Annotated in this window: 16 protein-coding genes, 1 pseudogene and 1 riboswitch; of the genes and pseudogenes, 11 read left to right on the forward strand and 6 right to left on the reverse strand. The window is 42.0% G+C overall.

All coding sequences use genetic code 11. The features are described from left to right. From O9323_RS13675 to O9323_RS13695, 5 genes and pseudogenes are all read left to right on the forward strand, one after another. Positions 1-982, forward strand: a pseudogene (locus O9323_RS13675) (PatA/PatG family cyanobactin maturation protease); the annotation flags it as partial. Positions 983-1,272: 290 nt separating this feature from the next. Further along, positions 1,273-2,298 carry an aldo/keto reductase gene (locus O9323_RS13680; RefSeq protein WP_016515933.1) on the forward strand — a complete coding sequence of 342 codons (1,026 nt, stop codon included), beginning with the start codon at positions 1,273-1,275 and terminating at the stop codon, positions 2,296-2,298. After that, positions 2,295-2,702, forward strand: coding sequence for a gamma-glutamylcyclotransferase family protein (locus O9323_RS13685; RefSeq protein WP_002752991.1), 408 nt, complete (start codon positions 2,295-2,297; stop codon positions 2,700-2,702). Before O9323_RS13680 ends, O9323_RS13685 begins: the two co-directional genes overlap by 4 nt. Positions 2,703-2,761: 59 nt before the next feature. After that, positions 2,762-2,962 carry a photosystem II assembly protein Psb35 gene (gene psb35 / locus O9323_RS13690; protein ID WP_002737145.1) on the forward strand — a complete coding sequence of 67 codons (201 nt, stop codon included), beginning with the start codon at positions 2,762-2,764 and terminating at the stop codon, positions 2,960-2,962. A gap of 245 nt (positions 2,963-3,207) precedes the next feature. Continuing rightward, a complete protein-coding gene (locus tag O9323_RS13695) occupies positions 3,208-3,990 on the forward strand; it encodes an endonuclease/exonuclease/phosphatase family protein (RefSeq protein ID WP_002774727.1) in 783 nt (260 codons plus the stop codon). 184 nt (positions 3,991-4,174) lie between these two features. On the opposite strand, the gene pyrR is transcribed toward O9323_RS13695, so the two are convergent. Continuing rightward, positions 4,175-4,708, reverse strand: coding sequence for a bifunctional pyr operon transcriptional regulator/uracil phosphoribosyltransferase PyrR (pyrR, locus tag O9323_RS13700; RefSeq protein WP_002742197.1), 534 nt, complete (start codon positions 4,706-4,708; stop codon positions 4,175-4,177). Positions 4,709-4,851: 143 nt separating this feature from the next. On the opposite strand from pyrR, the gene O9323_RS13705 reads away from it, so the two are divergent. Beyond that, the gene (locus O9323_RS13705; protein ID WP_002752988.1) at positions 4,852-6,237 is read left to right on the forward strand and encodes an amidase; all 1,386 of its coding nucleotides are present in this window, start codon (positions 4,852-4,854) and stop codon (positions 6,235-6,237) included. On the opposite strand, the gene O9323_RS13710 is transcribed toward O9323_RS13705, so the two are convergent. From O9323_RS13710 to O9323_RS13730, 5 genes are all read right to left on the reverse strand, one after another. Continuing rightward, positions 6,229-7,065, reverse strand: coding sequence for an energy-coupling factor ABC transporter ATP-binding protein (locus O9323_RS13710; protein ID WP_002752986.1), 837 nt, complete (start codon positions 7,063-7,065; stop codon positions 6,229-6,231). The genes O9323_RS13705 and O9323_RS13710 overlap by 9 nt on opposite strands. A gap of 1 nt (position 7,066) precedes the next feature. Further along, positions 7,067-7,864, reverse strand: a complete 798-nt coding sequence (gene cbiQ / locus O9323_RS13715) for a cobalt ECF transporter T component CbiQ (protein WP_002774718.1) — start codon at positions 7,862-7,864, stop codon at positions 7,067-7,069. A 5-nt stretch (positions 7,865-7,869) separates the two neighbouring features. Further along, complete coding sequence (locus O9323_RS13720) at positions 7,870-8,184, reverse strand: energy-coupling factor ABC transporter substrate-binding protein (RefSeq protein ID WP_002752981.1); 315 nt, start codon at positions 8,182-8,184, stop codon at positions 7,870-7,872. A 9-nt stretch (positions 8,185-8,193) separates the two neighbouring features. Beyond that, complete coding sequence (locus O9323_RS13725; protein WP_002752978.1) at positions 8,194-8,940, reverse strand: energy-coupling factor ABC transporter permease; 747 nt, start codon at positions 8,938-8,940, stop codon at positions 8,194-8,196. A gap of 23 nt (positions 8,941-8,963) precedes the next feature. Beyond that, a riboswitch (cobalamin riboswitch) is annotated at positions 8,964-9,107 on the reverse strand. Between the two features lie 85 nt (positions 9,108-9,192). Then, entirely contained in the window at positions 9,193-11,067 is a 1,875-nt protein-coding gene (locus tag O9323_RS13730) for an ABC transporter ATP-binding protein (RefSeq protein ID WP_288125285.1), read from the reverse strand. A gap of 567 nt (positions 11,068-11,634) precedes the next feature. Between O9323_RS13730 and O9323_RS13735 the strand changes: the two genes are divergently transcribed. The 5 genes from O9323_RS13735 to O9323_RS13755 all read left to right on the forward strand — a co-directional run bounded on the left by O9323_RS13735 (position 11,635) and on the right by O9323_RS13755 (position 19,742). Continuing rightward, a complete protein-coding gene (locus O9323_RS13735) occupies positions 11,635-12,276 on the forward strand; it encodes a FeoA family protein (protein WP_288125286.1) in 642 nt (213 codons plus the stop codon). A gap of 36 nt (positions 12,277-12,312) precedes the next feature. Then, complete coding sequence (feoB, locus tag O9323_RS13740; protein ID WP_288125287.1) at positions 12,313-14,637, forward strand: Fe(2+) transporter permease subunit FeoB; 2,325 nt, start codon at positions 12,313-12,315, stop codon at positions 14,635-14,637. A gap of 135 nt (positions 14,638-14,772) precedes the next feature. Next, entirely contained in the window at positions 14,773-15,012 is a 240-nt protein-coding gene (locus O9323_RS13745) for a FeoC-like transcriptional regulator (RefSeq protein WP_130757729.1), read from the forward strand. A 176-nt stretch (positions 15,013-15,188) separates the two neighbouring features. After that, positions 15,189-16,172 (forward strand): methyltransferase domain-containing protein, encoded by a 984-nt coding sequence (locus O9323_RS13750; RefSeq protein WP_149107260.1) that lies wholly within the window; start codon positions 15,189-15,191, stop codon positions 16,170-16,172. 450 nt (positions 16,173-16,622) lie between these two features. After that, the gene (locus O9323_RS13755) at positions 16,623-19,742 is read left to right on the forward strand and encodes a TIGR03032 family protein (RefSeq protein ID WP_187602837.1); all 3,120 of its coding nucleotides are present in this window, start codon (positions 16,623-16,625) and stop codon (positions 19,740-19,742) included. Positions 19,743-19,783 lie beyond the last annotated feature (41 nt).

Here is a 19,783-nt window from a genome sequence, read left to right on the forward strand (position 1 = left end):
TACAGCGATTTCTAACTTAAATAATCTTGAAAATGGGACGATTCCTAGTAATATTACTGAAAATTCAACTTCAGTAACTATTAGCGAAAAGCAACAAGTATCTAATACTATTGTTCCTAGTAATATTACTCCTAGTCAACGTTCAAACCTCGTTTATGTGTTAGGAACTTTAGGCTATGATTTCGGCACAGAAGCTCGTCGAGACACCTTTGAACAGTTAATGCCAAGCATCACAATAGATAATCTTGAATTACCTCCCAATCCCTACGATGCGCGGCAAATGGTAGATTATTTAGAAAGTAATTTATCAGAAGCTAAGTCTTTAATTTGGACACTCAATTTAGAACTAACTCCCATCTATGCGATTAAACCCGTGGGAGCTTTTGCCGCCGAGATTTATCAAGTCATGCAATATATGTTAGCGGGTCAAATATTGCCAGAAGCTGACGAAGATTATATTGAAAGGGTGAGTATCCCCGGTCTTCTTACTGAGGAAACCGTGAGACTTTTTTCCAGTCAAATTGTTCCGGTAATCAAGGTTAATAGTCCGCGAGGAATGTATGGCTGGAAAGTTAATACTTTGATTGAATCAGCCATAGAAACTGTTCGCACGGAACATGAAATCGCCGATGAAGCGAGGATGCGGCGTTCTCTAACCAGTTTCTTAAATCGCATTTATTATGACTTACGCAACGTCGGACAAATCGCCCGCGATCACGCTTTAAATTTTGCGGCAACTAACGCTTTTCAAGCCGTACAAACCTTCTCCCAAGCAGTAGCAATGGGAATGGAATTACACAGTATTGAAGTAGAAAAAAGCCCCTTCTGTCGCTAGGTCAGTGAATACTGGGACGTGAAATTAAAATTCTTTGATCCCGAAAATGGTCTGCGTGCTAAACGAGTTTTTCGCTTTACTATTGATGTTAGCGATCGCACCCCTGTAACTTTAGGTGCAGTGCGTTCTTGGGCTGTTTCTAAATAGCCTGAGTCTGCTAAGTAAGTAGTTATAATTAAATTGAAGATAGATTTTGCCTCTGATCCCCCCTGCCCCCCTTAATAAGGGGGGTGCCGATAGGCGGGGGGATCCCCCCTGCCCCCCTTGATAAGGGGGGTGTCTGACAACTTTTAACACCTACCTACTTAAGTACCTAAGCAAAATTGATTAACCAATAAGGCCAGGGTTAACTTGTCAAAATTGTACCAAATGTACTTAACAAAAATGTCGATCAAATTCAATTATAATTAACTTCTTATTCAAAATTTTAGTTAATTATGCGTTACAAACTTTTAGGTAATAGTGGTCTGCGAGTTTCCGAACTATGTCTAGGGACGATGACATTCGGGGAAGATTGGGGTTGGGGAGCGGATAAAGAGGAAAGTCGGGCGGTTTTTCAGGCTTTTGCGGAAACGGGCGGCAATTTTCTCGATACTGCTAATATCTACACTAACGGAACCAGTGAAACATTAGTGGGGGAATTTGTCAAGGGCGATCGAGAAAAATGGGTAATCGCCACGAAATATTCTCTCAACACCCGTCCCGGGGATGTCAATGCCTGCGGAAATCATCGAAAAAACCTCTTTCAGGCGGTAGAAGCTAGTTTAAAGCGTTTAGGTACTGATTATATCGATTTACTCTGGCTTCATATTTGGGACTCTCTCACTCCTATGGAGGAAGTGATGCGTGCTTTCGATGATTTGGTCAGGATGGGAAAAGTGCTTTATATCGGCATTTCTGACAGTCCTGCTTGGATTGTCTCCCAAGCAAACACCCTGGCCACCCTACGGGGATGGACACCCTTTATCGGACTACAAATAGAATATTCTCTCAAGGAACGCACCCCCGAACGGGAATTATTGCCTATGGCCAAAGCATTAAACATCGGTGTGACAGCTTGGAGTCCCCTGGGAGGAGGAGTTTTAACGGGAAAATATAATCAACCCAACCCCGTCGATGGTCGTTTAAGCATGACCGACCAACCTTTTCAAATTCTCGATCGCGATCTGAAAATTGCCGAGACCGTCCTAGAGATTGCCAGAGAAATCGGGAAATCACCGGCACAAGTGGCGTTAAATTGGCTCAGAAATCGCCCTAACCCCATAATTCCTATCATTGGCGCTCGAAGATTGTCCCAATTGCAGGATAATCTCGCCTGTGTGGATTTTAACCTGACTGGGGAACAGCTGCAACGACTTGATAATATCAGTGCCATTTCCCTCGGTTTTCCCCAGGAACTTTTAGCCAGTCAATTTGTTCGCGATATCCTATTAGGAGGAGTAGCGGCACAATTGGACCGATGATGGAAGTCTTTGTTTATGGAACCCTGAAACCTAAAGAGAGTAACTATTCTGCCTACTGTGCAGGAAAAGTGATCAACTCTAAAACCGCCTACACAAGGGGGCATTTATACCATCTTACCGCCCTCGGTTATCCCGGACTGACCGAGGGGGATGGCTGGGTGAAGGGAATTTTATTGACTTTTAACGCAGATTATGATATTGGGCTTTTGGATAGTTTGGAAGATTATCAACCCGGCAGAGCTGCAGAAGAAAACGAGTATCAGCGTCGCAGAATCCCTATTTATAATCTAGAGCGAGAATTAATCTGCGAAGCCTGGGGATATGTGATGACACCAGCAAAAATAGCTATACATGGCGGTATTTGGCTTCCTTCCGGTTGGTGGACCAGTAGCGATCGAGAATAGGGATGAGGGGGCCGATTCTGTTAAGATATACAAATTAAAAGCTTAATCGTGAAAAAATTATGTATCTACTCCTAGAAGTGGCCAGTGGCAAATTCCCCGTTTATTTCGTGGCAGTTTATGTGGTCGGTTTTCTGGCTGCTGTCACCATCGGTTCGATCGCTTGGTATAATTCTAAGCGCCCGGTTGGTTGGGAAGATGCCCAAAGACCGGATATTATCCCCGAAGTGAAGACAGATATAGATTCTGATTCTCGATCCTAGAAAAAGGCAGTTATCAGTTATCAGCTTCTCAAGGCAAGAGGCAAGGGGCAAAACACAGAATCTGGCAATTCTCCTACCTAAAAAGAAGGTTAGAAACTAAGCACATCAAAGCTTTTAGCTTAACAAATTAGGTTTTAGATTCAGACCTTGTTATCAGATGTGGGTTTTCAGTTCACTGATTACTGATTACTATTTACTGACAGAACTACCCATTCCCTTCCATCTTCCCTATTCTCCATTTTGCTATGAAACTAACAGCGATGTCCTTTAATATTCGCTACGATAAACCCGATCCTGATGAGCGTAATTGGCGAGTAAGAAGGGAAGCAGTAGCGGCTCTAATTGCTCACTATTCTCCCGATATAATTGGTACTCAGGAAGCTCGCGCTAATCAACTATTGGATCTACACCGTTTATTGCCAAAATACCAAAGTTTAGGTAGTGATCGCAGGGGAACAGGATTAGATGAACATTGTGCGATTTTATATCAACCAAGTCGGTTAAAATGTTTAGAAATATACGAATTTTGGCTATCAGAAACTCCCGATATTGTTGGCAGTATTACCGAAGCTTGGGGTAATCCTTATCCCCGCATGGTAACGGGGGCTAAATTTCGCACTCTTGAGGGGCAAACTTTGCAGTTTTATAACACCCATCTCGATTACTATAGCGACAAAGCTAAGGACTTAGGTGCTAAGTGCATACAGGAGCGTTTTTGTCAACTAGATTTAACAAAAGATTACTTATTTTTAACGGGGGATTTTAATGTTAATTCTCAACGATTACCCCGTCAGATTTTAACTCAACCTCTCCAGTCAGAAATTAAATTAAAGGACGCTTTAGCCGATTTGGAATTAGCGGAACAAATGAGCTTTAATAATTACACCGATACCCCCTATTTAGCCATCGATACCATTTATTATGATAGCCGTTTGCAGTTAGATTGGGTAAAAGTAGATCCTTCCCGTTGGCTGAATCTTATTCCCTCCGATCATTATCCTGTAATTGCTGCTTTTACCTTGCCCTAGAAATAGATTATTTTTGTATTTAGCAAATATATAGAGGGTGAAAGCTTCAGCAGACTTTAGTAATTCAATGGTTAAATTTTTTCGGTGTTTTCAAGAGGAAAAGACTCAAGAAGTGCTATTTTCGTGGCTATTATCGAGGCAATTCTGTTTATTTTCCTCCGGGGATTAGTTACCAATTATCTGTTTATTTGATTAATTCCACCCCATCTTTGCCGTCAATCTCCTGTAGATAAACTCTTACCTGTTCCTCGGCTGCGGTGGGGAGTTTTTTGCCAGTAAAATCTGGGTGAATTGGTAATTCCCGATGACCACGATCAACGAGGACTAATAAGCGGATTTTTTGCGGTCTGCCATACTCAATAATAGCATTAAAAGCGGAGCGGATTGTGCGACCTTTGTAGATAACATCATCAACTAAAATCACGGTTTTTCCCGTGACATCTAGGGGCATTTTGGTTTTAGCAGGAGTGCGGGTTTTAATGCGATCGAGATCGTCGCGATAGAAGGTAATATCGATCGCTCCCACGGGAACTTTTACCCCTTCTAAGCTCTCAATTTGACTAGCAATTAAATTAGCTAAAGGCACTCCTCGCGTGTAGATACCGATCAAAATCAAATTATTCAAATCGCCACTTTTTTCGATAACTTCGGAAGCTAAACGGGTAATGGTGCGACGAATTTCGTCAGCCGAGAGAATTTCAATTAACTGTGAGGTCATAATTTTCCAAGACAAGGGGGGATAGGGGATAGGGAAATTTTTACAGCAATGGTCTTTTTTTACTTTTTCCTTTTTTCTTTTAAAACCATCTTCCCACTAACGAATATAATTATTTTCACTTACCTATTTTAACTCGATCGCTCATGAGTGATGAATTATTGCAAAAATCTGCCCTAGAATTAGCCCAACTGATTCGCACTAAACAAATCTCCCCCCTAGAATTAACCCATTTATACCTCGACAGAATTGAGAAATTTGACTTTCAAATCGGTAGTTTTGTCCATGTCGCCGGGGAAAGCGCCCTAGCAACCGCCAGCATCCAAACGGAACAATTAAGTCAAATCACCGATACTGCCGAATTACCGCCTTTTTTTGGAGTTCCCACCGCCATTAAAGACTTAAATGCCGTCGCTGGAATGCCGGTTAGTTACGGAGTCGCCGCTTTACAGGGAAATATCGCCCAATACGACGAAGGAATCGTCACCAGAATGAAAATGGCGGGTTTTATCCTTCTGGGCAAAACTGCCACTTCCCAGTTAGGGTCCTTTCCCTACACCGAAAATCCGGGTTTTTTGCCGACTCGTAACCCCTTCAACCGCGATTATACCGCAGGAGGTTCCAGTGGTGGCGCGGCGGCGGCGGTAGCGGCGGGTTTCTGCCCGATTGCCCAGGGTTCCGACGGTGGCGGTTCGGTACGTACTCCGGCGGGTTGTTGCGGTTTGGTGGGGATAAAACCCAGTCGCGGGCGCGTTTCCTATGCCCCGGTGGGGGAATTTCAAAGCGGTATCGCCACTAACGGCACTCTTTCTAAGACGGTGGCAGATGGGGCGGCGCTGCTTACCGTGATTTCGGGCTATACGACGGGCGATCCCTACTGGCTACCCGATCCGCCCTTTTCTTTCCTAGAAGCCACTCAAAGAGGCGTAAAACCCCTGAGAATCGCTTTTGCTACTTCCATATCCCCCTTCGGCGAGGCGGCTTCCGTCTATAAAAATGCTGTCCTCGACACGGCTAAAATTTTAGAGGGTATGGGGCATCATTTAACGGAGTATTCTCCCGATTTACAGGCGTTAATCGCTCCTTTTCGCCGTATTTGGCAAGCGGGGACGGCAGCGACGGGAATTCCTAAGGAGTTATTAAGTCCCCTTAACCAATGGTTATTAGAGAATTCTGGCAGCGCAGGGGAGTACCTGCAAGCGGTGCGGCAGATGCACGTTATTTCGCGGCAAATTGTGGCGATGTTTGATAATTTTGATGTCTTACTTTTGCCCATTTTCCTACATCAACCCCCCGGAATTGGTGAGTGGGAGAATTTACCACCGCAAGAAGCGGTTGATAGGATGATTGCTTGGATTGCTCCTTCTCCGATTGCTAATGCGAGTGGCCTACCCGCGATTGCTTTACCAACGGGAGTGGATAGTCAGGGTTTACCCGTGGGAATTCAGTTAGTGGGTAAACCTGCTGATGAAATCACTTTATTGGGATTAGCAACGCAGCTGGAAACTCAGATTTTTTCGCCTCTATTTTGACAGTAAATATTCTTGCCATTGTTCAAAGATTTTCTGGCTCATGTTACCTGTTTGTGTCGCTAAAATTCCTAGCTTTTCCACAAGTGTTAGAATGACGGGCAATCCTAGTTGTAACTTTTCGATAGTTTTTCTTTGAGCAAAAACTTCTCTGGGAGTTCCTTCAATAATTAATTGTCCGCCATCGATGACAAAAATCCAGTCAGCCCAGTGATAGACAAAATCTAAATCATGACTTGCTAGGATAATTGTTGTGCCGAGTTGATGAATTTGTTCGAGATATTCTCGTAATTTTTGACTATGACGCGCATCTAGATAAGCCGTGGGTTCATCTAATAAAAGCAAGGTGGGATTCATCACCATTACATCGGCAATTGAAACTTGTTTTTTTTGTCCCAAACTAAGATGATGAACTGGTTCATAAGCTAGGGGAGTTAGAGCAAATTTGTCTAGGGTTGCCCACACGCGGTCGATAATTTCTGAGGTAGGTAAGTCTAGATTATTTAAACCATAGGAAATATCTTCTTCCACAGTGGCAGCGACTAACTGATGCTCAGGATTTTGAAAAACTAAGCCAATTTGCTGATGTAAATTTCCTAAAAAAGAGCGGTTATATTGAAAGGGGTTTCCTTGCCAATAAATTACACCTTGCTGGGGTTTGTACAAACCACTAGCTAAAAGAAATAAGGTAGTTTTTCCACAACCATTCTGTCCGATTAAAGCATACTTTTTCCCCGCAGAAATGTTAAGATCAAAATTTTCAATAGCTCGACTGGAAAGACAAGGATAACTATAGGAAACATTTTGAAATGTCAATAAATTTTGAGCCATTTTAGTTGATAACTAAGTTAAGAATGATCAATAAAATACAACCGAATAAAGCTTCAAATATGTATCTTCTTTGAGATTGATAAGAACGAGAACTAGACATTTTAAAACTTCCTTGAAATCCCCGCGCTTCTAAGCTGAGAGAAATCTGACGATAATTATTAAGAGTTCGCTGGAATAATTGCCCTCCTAAAATACCAATACTTTTCATTCCTTTTGACCAACTTTGATAACCACAACGGGAATTTTGGGCTGTCCAAATTTCTTGAGCAAGTTCTAGTAAGCTGAAAATAAACCGGTACATCAATAATAATAATTCTGTCAATAAAATCGGACATCGCCATTGTCTGAGAACTTGTAATATTTCAATAAAAGGAGTGGTTAAAATTAGAAAATATAGACAATTTGTCATCGCCCAAATCCTGGGGAATAAAAATCCAACCTGTTCCATTCCTGTTTGGCTAATATAGAGATACAAAGAACCTAGATAAAATCCCATACCTTGCCAAATATCCTGCTGAATTATTGATTTTTTATCCCACGGTACACCACTAATAAGAAAAGCGGGTAAACTAATTAAAGAAAACCCCAAAGGTAAAGATAACAAGCGCAGATAAGTCCTTTGGGGAATCCCCGCATAGATAGTAATTGCTATAGTTAACCAAAAACCGATGAGTAACTGCACAAGCCAAGGGGAAATTAGCGAGAGAATTAATAGAACTATCGCCAACAATAGCTTATGATTCGGGGGCAACCAACGCAGACGATTTTTGTAAGCAAGACTATCAATTAGATGGCTCATTTCTACTAATTACTATTCTCATCGGTGGAGGCAGATTGTTCCTTTTCTGTCCTCCCTTTATATAGTCCGATAACAAAACCAATCACCCCCGCTCCCAAGGCAGCTTGGGAAGCAAAAAGTAAACTTTCTACCTCGCCACTAGGCGGTTCAAAGAAAGGTCGAAACCATGATTTATAATCAGGATTAAGTGTAGTGATTGCGGTTTCCGCTTGGTCATCAGCCCCGCTAAATTCGCCCCGCACAAAAACTAAGGGCAAAACTGCTAAAAGAATTACGGCCATAGCCAAAAGCCAATTATTTCTTAGAGAATATCGGTTCATAATTCAGCCTTACCCTTGTAATAATTTGATAGTTTCTAACTCTTTTTTTCCGTAAGACTGGAGCCAATTCCACACCAATAATGTCAGTAATCCTTCGCTAATAGCTAGAGGAATTTGAGTCAGGGCAAAAATTCCCGCAAACTTGATAAAGGCTGCTACAAAGCCACCATTAATAGCAGGAAAAGCTAAGGCTAATTGGATAGAAGTAGTTATATAAGTGAACAAGTTTCCTAGGGCAGCGGCACAAAAAATAGCCACTCTTTGTTGTCCTGTTTTTAGAAGCAAATGATAGATACAATAGGCAACTAATGGGCCAATGATAGCCATAGAGAACATATTTGCCCCCAGAGTAGTTAAGCCACCATGGGCTAATAACAAAGCCTGAAATAATAACACTAAAGTTCCTAAAACAGTCATCGTCAAGGGACCGAACAAAATTGTTCCTAAACCTGTCCCTGTTGGATGGGAACAACTACCTGTAACCGAGGGAATTTTTAAGGCTGAGAGAACAAAAGTATAAGCACCAGCTAGGGCAAGCAATAGCTTAAGTTCGGGATGTTCTTGCGTAATGCGAGTTAAAGAACGTAAGCCAAAAATGAAAAAAGGAAGCGATATTATCCACCAAAAAGCTGCCCACTGTACAGGCAAAAACCCTTCAGCAATGTGCATAGCTGCCGCTGGATTTGCCGAATTAATTAATAGATAAACAGTTAGTACCGTTATAAGGATTAAGCGGAAATATTTCTGGGTCTTCATTCCGTACCTCGCGGATTTGACTAGATTTGCTCACACATTCCCCAGGCATTCTGACTAATAAGGATAATCCTTAATCACAGCTGCGGGACAGTGGCAGATTTACACTGCGCTTTCCCTGATTACTCTAATCATTTTAGTTGGTTAGAGTTGAATGTTTCCTCAACCTATCATGCTTAGGAGCAAGGGAGAGAATTTATACAGGAAATCTTAACTTTTGCGCTGTTAAGCATTATGAAGTTTTGTTGTTACTAATTAACTAGCAAGACTTTCGGTAAATTGGGGAATGGAAGCGATAAGTTTACGCGTGTAATCACTTTGGGGAGAGTTAATAATTTCGTTAGCTGTACCCATTTCCTCAATTTTACCTTTATTCATCACCATAATCCGATCGCTCATAAATCTGACGACACTTAAATCGTGGGAAATAAAGATATAAGTGAGATTAAATTCCTGCTGTAATTCTTTGAGTAAATTTAAGACTTCCGCTTGTACGGAAACATCTAAAGCAGAGACAGATTCATCACAGATAATAAACTGAGGATTTAAGGCTAAAGCGCGGGCAATACACACCCTTTGTCGTTGTCCTCCCGATAATTGATGGGGATAGCGATCAAACCAAGTAGGATCAAGTTTAACTCGTTCTAATAAATATTCTACTCTTTGCCGTTGCTTTTGGGAATTGCCGCCAGTATGATGAATAACCATCGGTTCTAAAATTGCTTTACCGATGGATAAACGGGGATTCAGGGAGTTGTAGGGATTCTGAAAAACTATCTGTAATTCCCGTCGCAGTAGTCTTAATTTTGGATCGCTGGGGTTTAATTTAGCCAGATTTTCTCCTCGGAAATAGATATCTCCAGAAGTGGCAGGAATTAAGCGCAGAATTGTCCTTGCTAAGGTAGATTTTCCGCAGCCCGACTCACCGACTAAACCCAGGGTTTCCCCCCGTTTAACGGCAAAACTGACCTGATCTACGGCATTAAAAAAGGTCTTTACTTGCCCGAAAACTCCCTTAACTGGAAATCTAACCGATAAATTTTCTACCGATAAAATATTCTCGTGATGTTGTAAACCTTCAATTCTGCTTTCTTCCTCCTGGAGAGTAATAAATTTAACTGCTGGTGGAGTAATTTCCTGTAAGTCAATAATCTTACCTTGAGAGTCTTTTTCCACTTGTAAAAAATCGCTGACAGTGGGCAATTTTTCGGGACGAGAGTTTAAGCGAGGACGACAGGCAAGTAAACCTTTTGTGTAGGGATGTTGGGGATAATTTAATACTTCTTCTTTTGTTCCCTGTTCGACAATTTCTCCTTGATACATCACGACAATTTGATCGGCAATTTCGTTAATAACTCCTAAATCGTGGGAGATAAAAACCATTGACATTTCTCGATCGCTTTTGCACAAATCTCTTAATAATCTTAATATTTCTGCTTGGACAGTCACATCTAAAGCGGTGGTTGGTTCGTCAGCAATTAATAGGGTAGGATTACAAGAAATCGCCATGGCAATCATTACCCTTTGTAATTGTCCCCCCGATAATTCGTGAGGATAACGCTTGAGAATTGCCTCTTTTTGTTCCTGAAGATAAGTTCTAATTTTTTCTCTAACATGACCCTTATTTTCTAAGGGAAAAGTTTCTATATATTTCTCCTCTAACTGTTGATCACTGGGTAATAAGCGCACTTCTTGCAGTAGAGAGATGGCTTGATTTTTTGCCTGTTCGGGGGTGACTTTTTGATGCAGTAAAATTGCTTCAGTGAGTTGAAACTCGATGTTATACACTGGATTAAGAGAACTCATGGGTTCTTGGAAAATCATCGCCATTTCTCCCCCGCGATAATAACGCAATTCTTCCGGGGGAATAGATAATAAATCTACTACTTGCATTGACTGACCTTTTGCTGGACGAAAGCAAATTTCTCCCCCGGTAATTTTTCCCGGAGAGGGAACCAATCCCATGAGTGCGAGGGAGGTGACAGATTTTCCTGAACCCGACTCCCCCACACAACCGAGAACTTGACCTTTCTGCAAGCTAAAACTAATGTTATTAACGGCGACTGTTGTTCTTTTCTGATTGGAAAATTCAACGGTGAGATGGTGAACGTCGAGAATTTTGTTATCCATAGGTCTTTATTCAGAAAAACAGATTCGATTTACTTATTAAATATAGCTTTTTCTGTTCCCAGTAGCTGGGTGCAATTAATTGGTAGATAGCTGGGGGAATCTCCCTTGCAAGGGAGAATTTTGGCTCTCTTATTCTTTGTGTGATAAGTTTAACTTATATAGTAGTGATCGATCTCTGTGTCCTTTGTGTCTCTGTGGTTCCTTCCACTCGCTCGCCAGCAGGACTGTATCTTAGAATACATTTTACCCACCAAACCCAAGAGAGCCGAATTTTTCGGCATTAAGAAGATTTTCGTCTCTGAGCGATCGCCATTTACCGGAGACTGGCGACTTTTTTAAAGAAAAAATTTTCTTTCCTGTCTCCCCTTTTAGATTAGACTGGTAATTGAGAATAATTAGCATTTATTTAAGCGATCGCAATTCCGAGACAGTTCAAAAACCGTTGACTGAGGCTGACAGTAGTGCAGTTCTCACCCTTTGGCTACTTCAGTAAACTCGATGAACCATCAAGGAATTATTGTCACTCTTGAATGAAAGACCTTCATTACCTTTGGAGATAAAAAAAGCATGGACGATAAAATTAGACCTAATGCCCCAGAAAAACCAGAAAAATCGCCAAATAAAGCCCAATTTTTCCGTTGGGGTGGTAAAAAGACAGAATTAGATAATGTCACTCCCACGGGTAATGACTTGGCTGCCACCTATCCCCTCGCACAAGTGGAAATGGGAAAAACCGTCTGGTTAGTGGGATTTCAGGGGACAGGAGGGATCAATCGACTCCTAGGTATGGGATTAAACCCCGGCATTCAATTACAGGTAATTAGTTCCCAAGGGAGGGGATCAGTTTTAATTGCCATTCAAGACAATCGTATCGGTATCGGGGCGGAAATGGCCGAAAAAATCCTCGTTAGTGACATTCAACCAAAAAAACTGGAACCCAAAAAAGACCTAACTGAAGTAAGAACATTTCTGCGGGAGATACCCATAGGAAAAGCGGGTAAAGTCATCGGTTATGACCGAGCATTGCGCGGATACAAAGGAAAATTGTTATCAATGGGATTAACTCCGGGGACAGAGTTTACCGTTATTCGCGTCGCACCTTTGGGGGATCCCGTCGAGATTCGAGTGCGGGGATTTCATCTCAGTCTGCGTAAACAGGAGGCAGACACTTTAATCGTCGAAGAAATAGACCCAGAAAGCAAAATTTAATCATCTAAGCCTATTCGTCACTTAATATCCTAAATTATGGTCAAACCCATTATCGCCTTAATCGGCAATCCTAACTGTGGCAAAACTACCCTTTTTAATGCTCTCACAGGAGCCAATCAACGGACCGGCAACTGGCCGGGAGTAACAGTCGATCGCAAAGAGGGACAATTTCAAGTTAACGGGGAAGATATCACCCTTGTGGATTTACCCGGAGTCTATTCCCTCGATGTGGAAGAAGGGGAGACAGGAATGGATGAATTAGTCGCTAGGGACTATCTACTGTCAGGAGAAGCGGATTTAGTGATTAATATCGTCGATGCTGCCAATTTAGAGCGTAATCTCTACCTGACTACCCAAATCATGGAGATGCGTTTACCGATGTTGATTGCCCTAAATATGATGGATGTGGCCAAAACTAGGGGTATTGTGGTTAATCCGCAACTCTTAAGCGTTCGCATGGATGCAATTGTCGTGGCGATTAGTGCAGTTAAAGGGGAAGGAATCGGAGAATTAAAGCAAAAAATTGGGGAATTAGTCAGTAATATTAGCCATACTGCCGCTTATGTCGCTTATCCTGCGGTAATTGAGGAAGCTCTTAACGAGATTGTTGCCTACATTAACGACCATAGCAGTAAAAGGATCGTTGAGCCAAGATGGACTGCTTTAAATCTACTGCAATACGAGGATCGCATCGCCCCAGAATTGCGCTCCCAGGAACTATTAAGCATTATCGTCAAGCATAGACGACAAATACACCAAGTTTTAGGGGAAGACCTTGATATTTTAATTGCTGATACTCGTTATGGCTTTATTCAACAAGTTACTCAGGGAGCCACTCAACGGACTGGACAAATAAATGATACCATGTCCGACCGCCTTGATCGGATTGTTCTCGATCGCTGGTTAGGAATTCCGATATTTTTGGGCGTAATGTACCTAATGTTCTTGTTTACCATCAATGTTAGTGCTGCCTTTATCGATTTCTTCGATTTAACTGCCCAGACTATCTTTGTCGATGGTTTGTCCCAAGTTTTACAAACAATCCATACCCCAGGTTGGCTAATTGCTCTGCTCGCTGATGGAGCGGGGGGAGGTGTGCAAACCGTCGCCACTTTTATCCCCGTAATTGGCTTTATGTTCCTCTTTTTGTCAATTTTAGAGGATTCCGGCTATATGGCCCGGGCAGCCTTCGTCATGGACAGATTGATGCGTTTGGTGGGATTGCCGGGTAAATCCTTTGTTCCCATGCTAGTGGGATTTGGTTGCAGTGTGCCGGCAATTATGGCCACCAGAACCCTAGAAAATTCCCGCGATCGTTTAATGACGATTATGATGAACCCTTTTATGTCCTGTGGGGCCAGATTACCTGTTTATGCCCTATTTGCAGCGGCTTTTTTCCCCATAGGTGGTCAAAACATCGTTTTTGGTCTTTATATCTTAGGAATTCTCGCCGCTATTTTGACGGGATTGGTGATGAAAAAAACCCTACTCAAGGGAGAAATCAGTCACTTTATTATGGAATTGCCTCCCTATCATCTACCGCGTCTGAAAGGAGTTTTAATTCGCACTTGGGAACGTCTGCAAGCGTTTTTATGGAAAGCTGGACGAATTATCGTTTTAATGGTGATGATTTTGGGACTACTCAACTCCGTCAGTTTTGATGGTTCTTTTGGTAATCAAGACAGCGAGCGATCGGTTTTAAGTGCCACCAGTAAAGCTGTAACTCCTATTTTCTCACCCATGGGACTAGAGCAGCAAAATTGGCCGGCAACGGTGGGCATTTTTACGGGAGTTTTTGCCAAAGAAGCGATGGTAGGCACATTAAACTCAATTTACAGCCAACTAGCGGGGGAAGATAACCCTAATAAGGGGGCAGCAGCCGAAAAATTCGACTTCTGGGGGCAAATTCAGGAAGCTATTGCCACTATTCCCGCCAATTTAGCGCAATTACCCAATCAAGTGCTTGATCCCTTGGGTTTGAATATTGGTGATTTACAAGATCAAAAAACGGCTGCCGAGGAGCAAGAGATAGATTTAGGAACTTTTGGGGCGATGGCGAAAAGATTTGATGGTCAAGCGGGTGCTTTTGCCTATCTTTTGTTTGTTCTGCTCTATTTTCCCTGTGTTTCGGCCACATCGGCCGTATATCGCGAAACTAATGCCGGTTGGACTGTTTTTATTGCCCTCTGGACCACAGGAATGGCCTATATTGTTGCCACTTCCTTCTATCAAATCGCCACTTTTTCTCGACATCCGGGGTTTTCTCTCTTTTGGATAGTCTTGATGGGTTTAACCGTAGTCGGGGTTTTATTCACCTTAAAAAATCTCCGTCCCCGAAAAATCAACCGTCCGGCAATTTAATTTCAGTTATCAGTGGTCAGGTTTTGGGGTTTTAGGGTTTTGGGGGTTTAGGGTTTTAGTTAAAATTTCCCCACTTCCCCACTTCCCCACTTCCCCACTTCCCCATTCCCCATTCCCCCAACTTTATTTGAAAAGATGATTTTAACCGATATACAGGCTTATCTTGCCAAAAATCAGAAAGCATCTCTGGCTGACTTATCCACACACTTTCGGATGTCAGCGGATGCCTTAAGTCCCATGCTCGATCGCTTGCTGAAAAAAGGGCGAATTCGCCTGATTTCCCTAGAAAAATGCGGAGGATGCAGCCGTTGTTCCCCAGAATCTATGGCTTTTTACGAATGGATTGAAGGCAATTCCACAGGGACAAACAGATAAAAGTTCACCACTACAGAAGTGATCTCACCATTAAGATAACTGCTGTATTATCAGTCGCTTTCAACTGGGATAGTTAATTTCTGGCGAGGAACCAAAGTCACTCAACCGCAGAACCTCAAGGTTGTATAATTTTTAAGAGTTATTAAGCTTTGTATCAGTTTGCCCGGCAGCATTTAATGAATATACTTTTGCTGACATCATCTTTAGGTTTACTCCTAGCGATCGCTATCGTCGTCTATTTTGTTTCCTCTCGCAAGTACCAATCGTCGGACTCGGTGGCCAATTCCTACGACCAATGGACCCAGGACGGGATTTTAGAATATTATTGGGGCGAACACATCCATTTAGGTCACTACGGTTCCCCACCAGAAAAAAAAGACTTTCTACAGGCAAAAGCTGACTTTGTGGCGGAAATGGTCTCTTGGGGAGGTTTGGATAAACTACCCACCGGTGCAACTCTCCTCGATGTCGGTTGTGGTATTGGTGGCAGCAGTCGCATTCTGGCCCGCGACTACGGATTTGCCGTTACCGGTGTCACCATTAGTCCCAAACAAGTGGCACGGGCCAAAGAACTAACACCCCCAGATGTAAATGCTCGCTTTTTGGTCGATGATGCCATGGCCCTTTCTTTTCCCGACGAGAGTTTTGATGTGGTCTGGTCAATTGAAGCCGGTCCCCATATGCCGGACAAAGCCGTTTTTGCTCAGGAATTACTGCGAGTTCTCAAACCAGGGGGAGTCCTAGTGGTAGCGGACTGGAATCAGCGAGATGACCGTCAAAAACCGCTCAATTTCTGGGAAAGTCCTGTAATGCGCCAACTTTTGGATCAGTGGTCCCACCCCGCTTTTGCCAGTATCGAAGGTTTTGCCGAACAGTTGGCGGCCACGGGATTGGTAGATGGGGAAGTGATGACTGCTGACTGGACAACAGCCACTCTACCCTCTTGGATTGATACCATTTGGCAGGGGGTGATTCGTCCCCAAGGTTGGTGGCAATTTGGTCTAACTGGGTTGGTTAAATCCGTCCGAGAAGTGCCGACAATTCTGCTGATGCGTTTGGCCTTTGGTACGGGTTTATGTCGTTTTGGGATGTTCCGCGCTGTTCGCGCTCAATCCCATCTGCAAGCAAGTCAGCAAGAGTCTCTTACCTCAGTTATCTAGCTGGTTATAATTAGGGCTTGCTGAATAAATGTGAAATGTAGGCAAGGTAAGGTTTTTGTGGCTTTTCTCGCTCCCACAGGTGCAAGATTTTGAGAGAATTGTGGTTCCAAACCTTGCGTCTTCATCGGCCCGCGTCCTGTAGGGGCGAAGCATTCGGACAATAACCTATCGGTGAAAAGGTAGATTTTCTATCCGAATGCTTCGCCCGTACTTATTCAGCAAACCCAAAATAATGATATTTTGATTATAAACGATCGCGCTCAAACAAAAACATAAATCGTAGTGGACTGACACACCTAATTTAGGTGTAGGGTGCGTATTTGCGGCCATCAATTCGGTCAAAAAACCAAAATTAACAAGCCGCCGTAACGCACCACCTCTATCATTAAATTGGTGCGTTACGCTATCGCGCTTCACACCCTACTGGCTAGTCTTTGTGTCTTTGTGGTTATGATGAATCAATCAACTCCCAATACTAATCAATCTATCCCCGTAGAGATAATTGCTTCCCGTAATTTCATTGATTGGTTAGAGTCTCAGCAGATTAGTCTGGCTTTTACTACCTATCAAAGTTCTCGACTGATGTTTTTAGGAGTTAACCCTCAAAGGGGGATGTCGGGATTTGAGCGGATATTTGACCGCGCCATGGGTTTATATGCTACCCCAGAAAGGATTTATCTTAGTTCCCGCTATCAAATCTGGCAACTAGATAATGTGCTATCATCCGAACAGCTTTATGATGGTTACGATAAACTTTATATCCCCCGCATTAGTTATACTACTGGGAATTTAGATATTCATGATTTGGCAATAGAAAATCTCTCTGAAAGAATTATATTTATCAGTACGATGTTAAATTGTCTGGCGACAGTCAGTGATCGCCATAGTTGTATTCCCCTATGGAAACCATCCTTTATTTCCGCTTTAGTCAATGAAGATCGTTGTCATCTTAATGGTTTAGCTTTGGTAGATGGGAAGGCACGTTATGTTACCGCTTGTAGTCAATCAGATGTGGTGGATGGGTGGAGAGACAGAAGACAAACTGGCGGTTGTGTCATTGATATTCAGTCTAATGAAGTGATTGCTACTGGTTTATCTATGCCTCATTCTCCCCGATTTTATCAGGGTAAGTTATGGTTATTAAATGCGGGTACGGGTTACTTTGGTTATATTGATCAAAATAAGGGCATTTTTGAGCCTGTTACTTTTTGTCCTGGTTTTCTGCGTGGTTTAGCATTTGTCGGAAATTATGCCATTGTTGGATTATCTAAAAATCGTGGGGTAGATAAGACTTTTTCGGGGTTAATCTTAGATGATAATTTAATGGCTAAAGAAGCAGAACCTCGCTGTGGTCTGCTAATTATTGACTTGAAAACAGGTGAAGTTGTTCACTGGATACGCTTAGAAGGTGAAGTGACTGAACTTTATGATATACAAGTCTTAGAAGGAGTTAAACGTCCCCAAGCTTTAGGATTTCAAAATGATGACATCAGTAAAATTATTACTCTTGATCCTATTTCTCCTTTAGTTGGAGGAAATATAGCAAATAATCAGCCTGATACTTCCCCAGCAGATACCCTTTATCGGCAAGCATACACCTTGCAAAAACAGCTTAAGCTTGAAGAAGCGATCGCTCTCTATCAACAATTAATTAATCAATCTCCCCAATATGCAGCCGCTTGGCATCAGTTGGGGGTGATCATGGATAGTTTAGGACAAATTGATCAAGCTATTTTGGCTTATAAGCAAGCTTTATTGATTAATCCTAATTATGCAGAAAGCCACAATAATTTAGGAATAATAGCAGTTAGCAAGGGAGATTTAGACGAGGCGATTATTTGCTTTAACCAAGCTATTCGTAGCAATCAAAACTATGCTTTTGCTGATAATAATTTAGGTTTAGTCTTACAAATGCAGGATAAGTTAGGGGATGCTGTGGTCAATTTTCAAGAAGCAATCAGGAAAAACCCTAATTATCCAGAAGCACACTTTAATTTAGGAAATGTGTTACAACTACAGGGAAAAATTGAAGAAGCGATCGCTTATTTCCAAACAGCAATTAAGCTTAACCCTAAATACATTAAAGCTTACAATAGTTTAGCTTTAGCGTTAGGAAGACAGGACAAAGTAGAAGCAGCTATGAGCGTATTTAAGCAAGCTTTAGCCATTCAACCTAATTCCCCAGAGGCTTTTGCTTGCTTATTTTCTATGAAGGAAATGACTTGTAATTGGGAGACAAGAGAAGCTGATTTAATCCAACTTTGGCAATTAACCGAAAACCAGTTACAAGAGGGAAAATCTACCGCAGTAACTCCCTTTGATAGCTTATATAAACCTTGGTCTGCTACTCAACAGTTAAAAGTAGCTTCTAACTATGCTCAAGAAATTAAAAGACAATTAGCATTGATTACTAAACCCCTCAACTTTAACCATTCCCGCACCCGATCTGGACGATTAAAAATAGGTTATTTATGCCATGATTTTCGTAATCATCCCACCAGTCATTTGATGCAAAGTGTCTTTGGTTTACATGATCGCAATAACTTTGAAATAATTGCCTATTCCTATGGTCCTGATGATGGTAGTGAATATCGTCGTCGCATTGCTAATGATTGCGATCGCTTTTATGATATTGCTACTTTATCAATTACGGAATCTGCACAACGGATTTTCAATGATGGGGTGCATATTTTAGTTGATTTGATGGGATATATTGATAAAGCGCGGACACAAATATTGGCTTTAAAACCGGCACCGATTCAAGTTAATTATTTGGTTTATCCGGGGACAATGGGAGCAGATTTTATCGACTATATTATTGGTGATGCCATAGTTACACCACCAAAGTCTGCTGATAATTTTACTGAAAAATTGGTAATTTTACCGGATAGTTATCAGGCTAATGATTATCAACAAATTATATCATCTAAACCTGTTACTCGTTCCCAGTATGGTCTTCCTGAATCGGGTTTTGTCTTTTGTTGTTTCAACCACACCTATAAAATTGAACCGCAAATATTCACTGTCTGGATGGAAATTCTGGCCAATGTTCCCGGTAGTGTATTATGGTTATTTTCGAGAGTAGCTGAAGCTGAAGCAAATCTACGTCGGGAAGCAAAAGCGCGAGGAATTGAAGGCGATCGCTTAATTTTTGCCCATCTCGAACCTAAGTCGGAACATTTGGCGCGGCATCAACTAGCTGATTTATTTCTTGATACTTTATACTATAATGCTCATACGACTGGAAGTGATGCTTTATGGGCAGGTTTACCAATTATAACTTGTTTGGAGGAGACTTTTCCTTCCCGTGTTGGTGCTAGTTTACTGACAGCTATTGGCCTACCTGAATTAATTACTAAGAATTTAGAGGAGTATAAAAATTTAGCGATTAATTTAGCAAAATCTCCTGATAAATTGCACAAAATTAAACAGAAACTAGCACAAAATCGTCTTACTTATCCGTTATTTGATACGCTTCTTTTTACCCGCAATTTAGAAAAAGCTTATCGGACAATGTGGGATATTTATGCTGCGGGAAAATCACCAGAGATGATCAGGATAGCCAATTGATCACTGGAATTATCAGGGTAAACGCATCTTAACAATCCTTG

The sequence above is a fragment of the Microcystis sp. LE19-131.1A genome (assembly GCF_027532015.1).
In the GTDB taxonomy this organism is placed as follows: Bacteria; Cyanobacteriota; Cyanobacteriia; order Cyanobacteriales; family Microcystaceae; genus Microcystis; species Microcystis ichthyoblabe_A.

Bases quoted from the DNA above. Each gene is read 5' to 3' on its own strand.
- O9323_RS13680 (WP_016515933.1), top strand. From the start codon at position 1,273: ATGCGTTACAAACTTTTAGGTAATAGTGGTCTGCGAGTTTCCGAACTA.
- O9323_RS13685 (WP_002752991.1), top strand. From the start codon at position 2,295: ATGATGGAAGTCTTTGTTTATGGAACCCTGAAACCTAAAGAGAGTAAC.
- psb35 (WP_002737145.1), top strand. From the start codon at position 2,762: ATGTATCTACTCCTAGAAGTGGCCAGTGGCAAATTCCCCGTTTATTTC.
- O9323_RS13695 (WP_002774727.1), top strand. From the start codon at position 3,208: ATGAAACTAACAGCGATGTCCTTTAATATTCGCTACGATAAACCCGAT.
- pyrR (WP_002742197.1), bottom strand. From the start codon at position 4,708: ATGACCTCACAGTTAATTGAAATTCTCTCGGCTGACGAAATTCGTCGC.
- O9323_RS13705 (WP_002752988.1), top strand. From the start codon at position 4,852: ATGAGTGATGAATTATTGCAAAAATCTGCCCTAGAATTAGCCCAACTG.
- O9323_RS13710 (WP_002752986.1), bottom strand. From the start codon at position 7,065: ATGGCTCAAAATTTATTGACATTTCAAAATGTTTCCTATAGTTATCCT.
- cbiQ (WP_002774718.1), bottom strand. From the start codon at position 7,864: ATGAGCCATCTAATTGATAGTCTTGCTTACAAAAATCGTCTGCGTTGG.
- O9323_RS13720 (WP_002752981.1), bottom strand. From the start codon at position 8,184: ATGAACCGATATTCTCTAAGAAATAATTGGCTTTTGGCTATGGCCGTA.
- O9323_RS13725 (WP_002752978.1), bottom strand. From the start codon at position 8,940: ATGAAGACCCAGAAATATTTCCGCTTAATCCTTATAACGGTACTAACT.
- O9323_RS13730 (WP_288125285.1), bottom strand. From the start codon at position 11,067: ATGGATAACAAAATTCTCGACGTTCACCATCTCACCGTTGAATTTTCC.
- O9323_RS13735 (WP_288125286.1), top strand. From the start codon at position 11,635: ATGGACGATAAAATTAGACCTAATGCCCCAGAAAAACCAGAAAAATCG.
- feoB (WP_288125287.1), top strand. From the start codon at position 12,313: ATGGTCAAACCCATTATCGCCTTAATCGGCAATCCTAACTGTGGCAAA.
- O9323_RS13745 (WP_130757729.1), top strand. From the start codon at position 14,773: ATGATTTTAACCGATATACAGGCTTATCTTGCCAAAAATCAGAAAGCA.
- O9323_RS13750 (WP_149107260.1), top strand. From the start codon at position 15,189: ATGAATATACTTTTGCTGACATCATCTTTAGGTTTACTCCTAGCGATC.
- O9323_RS13755 (WP_187602837.1), top strand. From the start codon at position 16,623: ATGATGAATCAATCAACTCCCAATACTAATCAATCTATCCCCGTAGAG.